Source organism: uncultured Campylobacter sp. (assembly GCF_938018145.1).
In the GTDB taxonomy this organism is placed as follows: Bacteria; Campylobacterota; Campylobacteria; order Campylobacterales; family Campylobacteraceae; genus Campylobacter_A.
This window is the reverse complement of sequence record NZ_CALIII010000244.1, coordinates 1-7481: the sequence shown is the minus strand read 5'-3', so window position 1 is coordinate 7481 and position 7481 is coordinate 1. Positions and strand designations below refer to the sequence as shown.

At 45.9% G+C, this 7481-nt stretch carries 6 protein-coding genes and 1 pseudogene; 6 read left to right on the top strand and 1 reads right to left on the bottom strand.

Annotation, left to right across the window (positions count from 1 at the left end; all coding sequences use genetic code 11):
• Positions 1–322: pseudogene (locus Q0338_RS05695) on the bottom strand (hypothetical protein); the annotation flags it as partial.
• Between the two features lie 145 nt (positions 323–467).
• Between Q0338_RS05695 and murJ the strand changes: the two are divergent.
• From murJ to Q0338_RS05665, 6 genes are all read left to right on the top strand, one after another.
• A complete protein-coding gene (gene murJ, locus Q0338_RS05690; RefSeq protein WP_298085911.1) occupies positions 468–1868 on the top strand; it encodes a murein biosynthesis integral membrane protein MurJ in 1401 nt (466 codons plus the stop codon).
• On the top strand, positions 1855–3243 hold the full coding sequence (gene cysS / locus Q0338_RS05685; RefSeq protein WP_298085910.1) for a cysteine--tRNA ligase: 1389 nt from the start codon (positions 1855–1857) through the stop codon (positions 3241–3243). The genes murJ and cysS overlap by 14 nt, the downstream gene beginning before the upstream one ends.
• Complete coding sequence (locus Q0338_RS05680; RefSeq protein ID WP_298085913.1) at positions 3240–4964, top strand: ABC transporter ATP-binding protein; 1725 nt, start codon at positions 3240–3242, stop codon at positions 4962–4964. Before cysS ends, Q0338_RS05680 begins: the two co-directional genes overlap by 4 nt.
• 41 nt (positions 4965–5005) lie before the next feature.
• On the top strand, positions 5006–6079 hold the full coding sequence (locus Q0338_RS05675) for a quinone-dependent dihydroorotate dehydrogenase (RefSeq protein ID WP_298085909.1): 1074 nt from the start codon (positions 5006–5008) through the stop codon (positions 6077–6079).
• A gap of 8 nt (positions 6080–6087) precedes the next feature.
• Entirely contained in the window at positions 6088–7341 is a 1254-nt protein-coding gene (locus Q0338_RS05670; protein ID WP_298085908.1) for a pitrilysin family protein, read from the top strand.
• The coding region (locus Q0338_RS05665; protein ID WP_298085912.1) for a dihydrodipicolinate synthase family protein at positions 7334–7481 on the top strand (148 nt) is incomplete at its 3' end. The genes Q0338_RS05670 and Q0338_RS05665, both read left to right, overlap by 8 nt.

The window sequence follows — 7481 nt, the reverse complement described above, 5'->3', positions numbered from 1 at the left end:
TCACAGAAACGTTAGGCAAAGGCGTAGGTTTTACGCGCCTAACGTCGTAAAATTTAACCAGATAGCTTTGCTTGATACTCTCAACTCTATCTACGTAAAATTTATCGTTATCAAAGACGTTTAGCTTGTCTTCGGCGATTTGTCTAGGTTGGCTCTCGCCTACCACCTTGCATTCGGTTTTGATTTCCATGATATCAAAATCTATAAATTTGCTATCGACGCCGAAGCTTTTTACTAAATTTAATATCTCGCCGTACGGATTGGCGGTCTCGACCTCCATCTCGGCTAGGAAGTTTTGCTGCGCGTTTTGGTTTTCTGGCACGTGATACTCTCGCGTTATTTTTATTTTCGCGAGATTATCTCTAAAATTTCATTAAAAACACGTTATGCGAGATTTTCGCGCCCGCTTTTACGTATTTTAAAACAAATTTTGTCTATTATTACGCCAATTTTAAATAGGAAATTTTATGCTTATAAAAGGCTTTTTTTCAAACAGCATCGGCATCATGGTTTCGCGAGTTTTAGGGCTCGTGCGCGACCTGCTTACCGCTTCTACTTTGGGTGCGGGCATTTACAGCGATATATTTTTCATCGCGTTTAAGATTCCTAATTTACTACGCCGTATCTTTGGCGAGGGGGCCTTTGCCAACGCTTTTTTGCCAAATTTTACGAAATCAAACAAAAAATCGCTCTTTAGCGCCGAGATTTTTCTTAAATTTCTAGCCTTTATCGGCATTCTCACGCTTTTGGTAAATTTATTCGCCCCGTTTTTTACCGCCGTTATCGCCACGGGCCTAGCGCCTAGCGACATAAACGAAGCCGTCCCGCTCGTAAAAATAAACTTTTACTACTTAGCGCTCATCTTTGCCGTTACATTTTTAGCCTCGCTTTTGCAGTATCGCGGGCACTTCGCGACGACGGCATTTTCGACGGCGCTGTTAAATTTAGCCATGATCGGTTCCCTAATCTTGGCTCGCGGACAAGAGCCTAAAATCGTAGCTTATTATCTTAGCTTTGGCGTCGTTGTAGGCGGCGTTTTGCAGCTCATAGCGCACCTTATCGCGCTTAAATTTAACGGTATCTCAAAGCTCTTTTTCGGCGGCCTAGTTAAATTTGCCCGCGGAAAAAGAGCCGATACAAAGGGTTTTTTTAGCAACTTTTTCCACGGCCTAGTCGGATCATCCGCGATGCAGTTAAGCTCGTTTATTGATACGTGGTTGGCGTCGTTTTTGGCGGCGGGATCCATCAGCTATCTTTTCTACGCCAACCGTATTTTTCAGCTTCCTTTAGCGATATTTGCGATCGCGCTCTCTACCGCGCTTTTTCCTAAAATCACGCGCCAGATCAAGGCCGGCAACGAAGCCGAAGCTCTAAAATGGATGCGAAAAAGCTTTGAAATTTTATATTTTCTGCTCTTTGCGGCGGCTATCGGCGGCATTATTTTAGCCGAGCCTATCATTAAGCTGCTTTTTGAGCGCGGAAGCTTTACGCAGGCCGATACGGCAGCGACCGCAAGCGTTTTGGCCGCTTATATGATCGGACTTTTGCCTTTTGGGCTTGCTAAACTTTTTTCGCTTTGGCTTTATGCGCATTTGCAGCAAAAGCTAGCCTCCAAAATCGCCGTTATCACGCTCGTTTTTAACCTCGTTTTAGCTGTTGTTTTGATGCAAATTTATGGTGCGTTCGGACTGGCTCTAGCTAGCTCGCTGGGCGGGTTTTTGACGCTAGCTTTAAACGTCAAATTTTTTGGGATAAGGAAATTTTTAGCTATAATTGAGCCTAAAAAATTAACGCTTTTAAGCGCGGTTTTGGTTTTAGAAGCAGTGATTTTGATATTTTTAAGGAAATTTTTAGATGCAAATTTTTGATAGCGTAAAGAGAAAAAAAGTAGAATTTGAGCCCGTAAAAAGCGACTTTGTGCGCATTTACGTCTGCGGGCCGACGGTTTATGACGATGCGCACTTAGGACACGCCAAAAGCGCGATTAGCTTTGATTTGCTTAGACGCACGCTAAGCGAGCTTGGCTACAAGGTCAAATTCGTGCGAAACTACACCGATATCGACGATAAAATTTTAAAGAAAATGGCTGAGAGCGGCGAGAGTTTAGAAGCGATCACGGATAGATACATCGCAAGCTACGAGCGCGATATGGGCACGCTTAACGTGCTTGAGCCAGACGTCAAACCAAAAGCGACGCAGACGCTAAAAGAGATGATAGAGTACATCGAAATTTTGCTAAAAAACGGCTTTGCTTATGAGATCGCGGGCGACGGCATATACTTTGACACCGCAAAAGACGCGCAGTATCTGAGCCTGAGCGGTAAATTTGACACCGAGGCAAACGTCGCTCGCGTGGCTAGTAGCGACGAAAAAAAGGACGAAAAAGACTTCGTGCTGTGGAAATTTGACGAGAAATGGTACGAAAGCCCGTTTGGCCGCGGTCGCCCGGGCTGGCATACCGAGTGCGTCGCGATGATAAAAAAGCACCTATCTAGCGGCGAAAAATTTGAGATCGATATCCACGCGGGCGGGCTTGATTTGCTATTTCCTCACCACGAAAACGAGGCTGCGCAGTGCCGCTGCGCCGAGCATAAAAGCCTGGCTAAATACTGGCTTCACAACGGCTTTATCCAAGTAAATAACGAAAAAATGAGCAAGAGCCTGGGAAACAGCTTTTTCGTTAAAGACGCGCTGGAGCGAAATTTGGGCGAGGCGGTGAGATTTTATCTGATCTCGAGTCACTACAGAGCGAATTTTAACTTTAGCGAAGACGATCTAAACGCGGCAAAAAAGCGCCTAGATAAAATTTACCGCCTAAAAAAACGAGTTTTGGGCGCGGCGGCAAATTTAAGCGCGAACGAGAAATTTAAGAGCGAATTTATGTCCGCGATGCAGGACGATCTAAACACCTCAAAAGCCCTTGCTTGCGTAGACGAGTTTGTCCGCAGCGCAAACGACGAGCTAGATGCGAACCCTAAAGACAAAGCCAAAAAAAGCGAAATCGCGGCAAATTTAGAGCTAATAGCGCGAGTGCTGGGTATCTTACAAGTAGACGTGTTTGAGTATTTTCAGTTTGGCGTGAGCGACGAAAAGCGAGCCTATATCGAGGATCTGATAAATCAAAGAAACGAAGCCAAAGCGGCCAAAAACTACGAGCTATCGGATAAAATCCGCGATATGCTAGCCGCAAACGGCATCAGCCTCATGGATACTCCAAACGGCTGCATGTGGGAAAAAATATGAAGCAGATGAGCCTAAAAGAGGTTTTGCGGCGGTTTGCGCCCTATTTTAGGGATTATATTTCGTATTTTATCATCGCGATCGCCGGCATGCTGATGGCTAGCGGCGGTACGGCCGCGTCGGCATGGGTGATCGAGCCCGTGCTAAATAAAATTTTTATCGAAAAAAACAAAGACCTGCTTTATCTTTTGCCTTACGCTATCATCGCGATTTACTTTTTAAAGGGGCTCGGGACGTTTTTGCAGGCGTATTTTACGGCGTATATCGGGCAGGATATCGTGAGGAGATTTCGCGAAAAGCTACTAAAAAACCTGCTAAATTTGGATATGAAGTTTTTTAACGACTACCGCACGGGCGAGCTAATCAGCCGAAATATCAACGACATCGACCGCATCAGAAGTATCGTTAGCTCCATGATCCCAGAGCTCATCCGCGAGGCTATTACGATCGCGGGACTGCTTTGCGTCGTGCTTTATCAGAGCTTGCAGCTTGCGTTTTTTGCTCTAGTTATCTTGCCAGCAGCCGTCTATCCGCTCTCAAAACTCGCAAAAAAGATGAAAAAAATCTCCCGCGCCTCGCAGGAAAAGACCTCCGACATCAGCTCCAAGCTAAGCGAAATTTTTACCAACATCGAAATCATCAAAGCAAACAACGCACAGGAGTTTGAGCACGCTAAATTTACCGACGAAAACGCTAAATTTTTTAAGCTAAATTTAAAAAGCGTAAAAGTAAACGAGATGGTAAGCCCGATGATGGAAATTTTTGGCTCCGTGGGCGTCGCGGCAGTCGTCATTATCGGCGGCAAAGAGGTCATAGACGGAAATTTGACGATGGGAAGCTTCTTTTCGTTCCTAACCGCGCTTTTCATGCTTTACACGCCTATTAAACGCATTTCAGGCCTTTACAACAAGATGCAAGACGCCGTGGTCGCGGCAGAGCGAACCTTTGAGCTACTTGATAAAGAGCCTCAAATTTTAAGCGGCGATAAACCCGTGCCGTCTGAAATAAATTTGATAAATTTTAAAGACGTCAGACTAAACTACGAGGGCAAAGAGGTGCTAAAAGGCATAAATCTAAGCGCGAGCAAGTCTCAAACCGTAGCGCTCGTGGGCAGTAGCGGCGGCGGAAAAAGCTCAATCGTAAATCTACTCATGAGGTTTTACGACGCAAACGGCGGAGCGATCGAGATAAACGGCGAAAATATCAAAAATTTCGATCTCGGCTCGCTGCGTCAAAATATCGGCCTAGTGACCCAGCGCGTCTATATCTTTAACGACACGGTCGCAAACAACGTCGCCTACGGCCGCGAATACGACGAAGCCAAGGTCGAGTTCGCGCTAAAAACGGCAAACGCTTATGATTTCGTGTCAAATTTACCCGAGGGCGCGCAGACTGTTTTAAATGAATTCGGCACCAATCTCTCAGGCGGCCAGCGTCAGCGTATCGCTATCGCCCGTGCGCTCTACGACGACCCGCAGATTTTGATATTTGACGAGGCCACGAGCGCCCTAGATAACGAAAGCGAGCAGCAGATAACCAAAGCCATCGCAAATTTACAAAAAGAAAAGATAATATTTATCATCGCGCACCGCCTAAGCACGGTGCAAAATGCCGATAAAATCGCCGTTATCAGCGACGGAAAAGTGGTCGGTTTTGATACCGATGAGGCGCTTAGCAAGAGTTGCGAAATTTACGCGAAACTAAAAGGCGAAGCCCTTGTTTAAGCCTAAATTTGATAAAATCGCTCAAAATTTAAGGATAAAATTTGAATTACGAAACGCTAAAATCCATATTTTTTAAATTTGACCCCGAAACCGCTCACAAAATCGTCGAAAAAACGCTAAGTATCTCAGACTGCGTATTCCCGGGCCTTTATAGCATCGTCGCTAAAAACTGCGTCGTCACGGACGCGGCTCTTTCGCAAAATTTGCTAGGAACTAGCTTTTTAAACCCCGTTGGAATCGCCGGCGGCTTTGATAAAAACGCCACCATGCTGCGTCCGCTGGCAGCGCTCGGGTTTGGGCACGTGGAGTTTGGCACCGTGACGCCAAAACCGCAAGAGGGCAACGCAAAACCGCGCCTTTTTCGCTTAATCGAAGAAGAGAGCATACAAAACGCGATGGGCTTTAACAACGAGGGTGCAGACGCTCTGAACGCGCGCGTCGGCAAGCTCTATCCGTTTGCGATACCGCTTTTTGCCAACATCGGCAAAAACAAAATCACGCCAAACGAAGAAGCGATCAAAGACTACGAAATTTTAGTCGCTAAATTTAACGAAATTTGCGACTGCTTCGTCATCAACGTCTCCTCGCCAAACACCCCGAACCTACGCGAACTGCAAGAAGATAGCTTTATAAAAGACCTCTTTGCGCGCCTTACGCCGATCGCAAAAAAGCCGATAATCTTTAAAATCGCGCCCGATATGGACGACGACAAAGCCGTGCAGATCTGCAAAACGGCCGTAGAAAGCGGCGCAAAAGGCGTCATCGTAAATAATACGAGCGTGGATTATTCGCTATCAAAGTCGCCAAATTTACAAAATTTCGGCGGACTAAGCGGCAAGGTCATCGCCAAACGCTCTCGCGAGCTTTTTAGCGCGGTGGCTAGCGAGCTTTACGGCAAGACGGTTTTGATCGCAAGCGGCGGCATAGACAGCGCCGAGGAGGCATACGCGCGCATAAAATCAGGCGCAAATTTGGTTCAAATTTACACATCCTTTATATTCAAAGGCCCAAACATCGCAAAACAGATAAACGAAGGTATTTTAAAGCTTTTAAAAGAGGATAATTTCGCCTCGATTAGCGAAGCGGTGGGCTGCGATATAAAAAACAAAATTTAAGGAAATTTATGCTTATAAAATACTCCAAAACAAAGCTCAAAAACGGCTTTGAGATCTATCACATCCCCGCTAGCAAGGGCTCTAGCGTCATCAGCGTGGACGTGTTTTACCGCGTGGGCTCGCGAAACGAAACGATGGGCAAAAGCGGCATCGCGCACATGCTAGAGCACTTAAATTTTAAATCCACGAAAAATATGAAAGCGGGCGAATTTGACGAGATCGTAAAGGGATTTGGCGGCGTAAACAACGCTAGCACGGGCTTTGACTATACGCATTATTTCGTCAAATGCTCAAAAGGCAACCTAGACGAAGCTCTTAGGCTCTACGCCGATATAATGGAAAATTTGAGCCTAAAAGATAAAGAATTTCAGCCCGAGCGCGACGTCGTGACCGAGGAGCGCAGATGGCGCACGGACAACTCTCCGATCGGCTTTTTGTACTTTACGCTATTTAACGTCGCTTTTAGCTATCACCCGTACCACTGGACTCCGATCGGCTTTATCGGCGACATCAGAAACTGGACGATAGATGATATAAAAGAATTTCACGAGACGTACTATCAGCCGCAAAACGCGATGCTTCTAATCAGCGGCGACATCGATAAAAAAAGCGCGTTTGAGCTAGGCAAAAAGCACTTTGAGCACATAAAAAACAAAAAGCCGCTACCAAAACTGCACTGCATCGAGCCTGAGCAAAACGGCGCAAAAAGGGCTGAAATTTACAAGGATAGCGAAGTAGAGATGCTAGCGCTTGCCTTTAAAATCCCGCCGTTTAATCACGAGGATCAGCCGCGTCTGGGCGCGCTAGCGGAGTATCTAGGCAGTGGGCAAAGCTCTGTTTTGCAGCGCGTTTTGATAGATGAAAAATACCTCGTAAACAGCGTGGACGTCTATAATATGAGCAACATCGACGAGAGCTTGCTCATCGTGCTAGCCGTTTGCAACCCTGGCGTCAAGGCCGAGGCCGTAGAGGAAGAGATCTGGCGTGTGCTAGAAAACGCAAAAACGCAAAAAATAGACGAAGACGAGATAACTAAGATAAAAAATAGCTTAAAAAGCGATCTTATTTACTCGCTAGATAGCGCGTCGAAGGTAGCAAATTTATACGGTAGTTATCTCGTTAGAGGCGATATAAAGCCGCTTTTTGAGCTACCTGAAAAAACAGCCGCGCTAAAACCGGCCGATCTAAACGAAATTTGCAAAAAATACGCGAGAAAAGAAAAATCCACGACGATCATCCTAAGAAAGGAAAAAAGTGAATAAAAAAGCAATAACGGGCGCTATGACGGCGCTGATTACGCCTTTTAAAGACGGTAAACTAGACGAAATCGGTTATGAAAAATTAATCAAAAGACAAATAGCAAACGGCATCGACGCGGTCGTACCCGTAGGTACCACAGGCG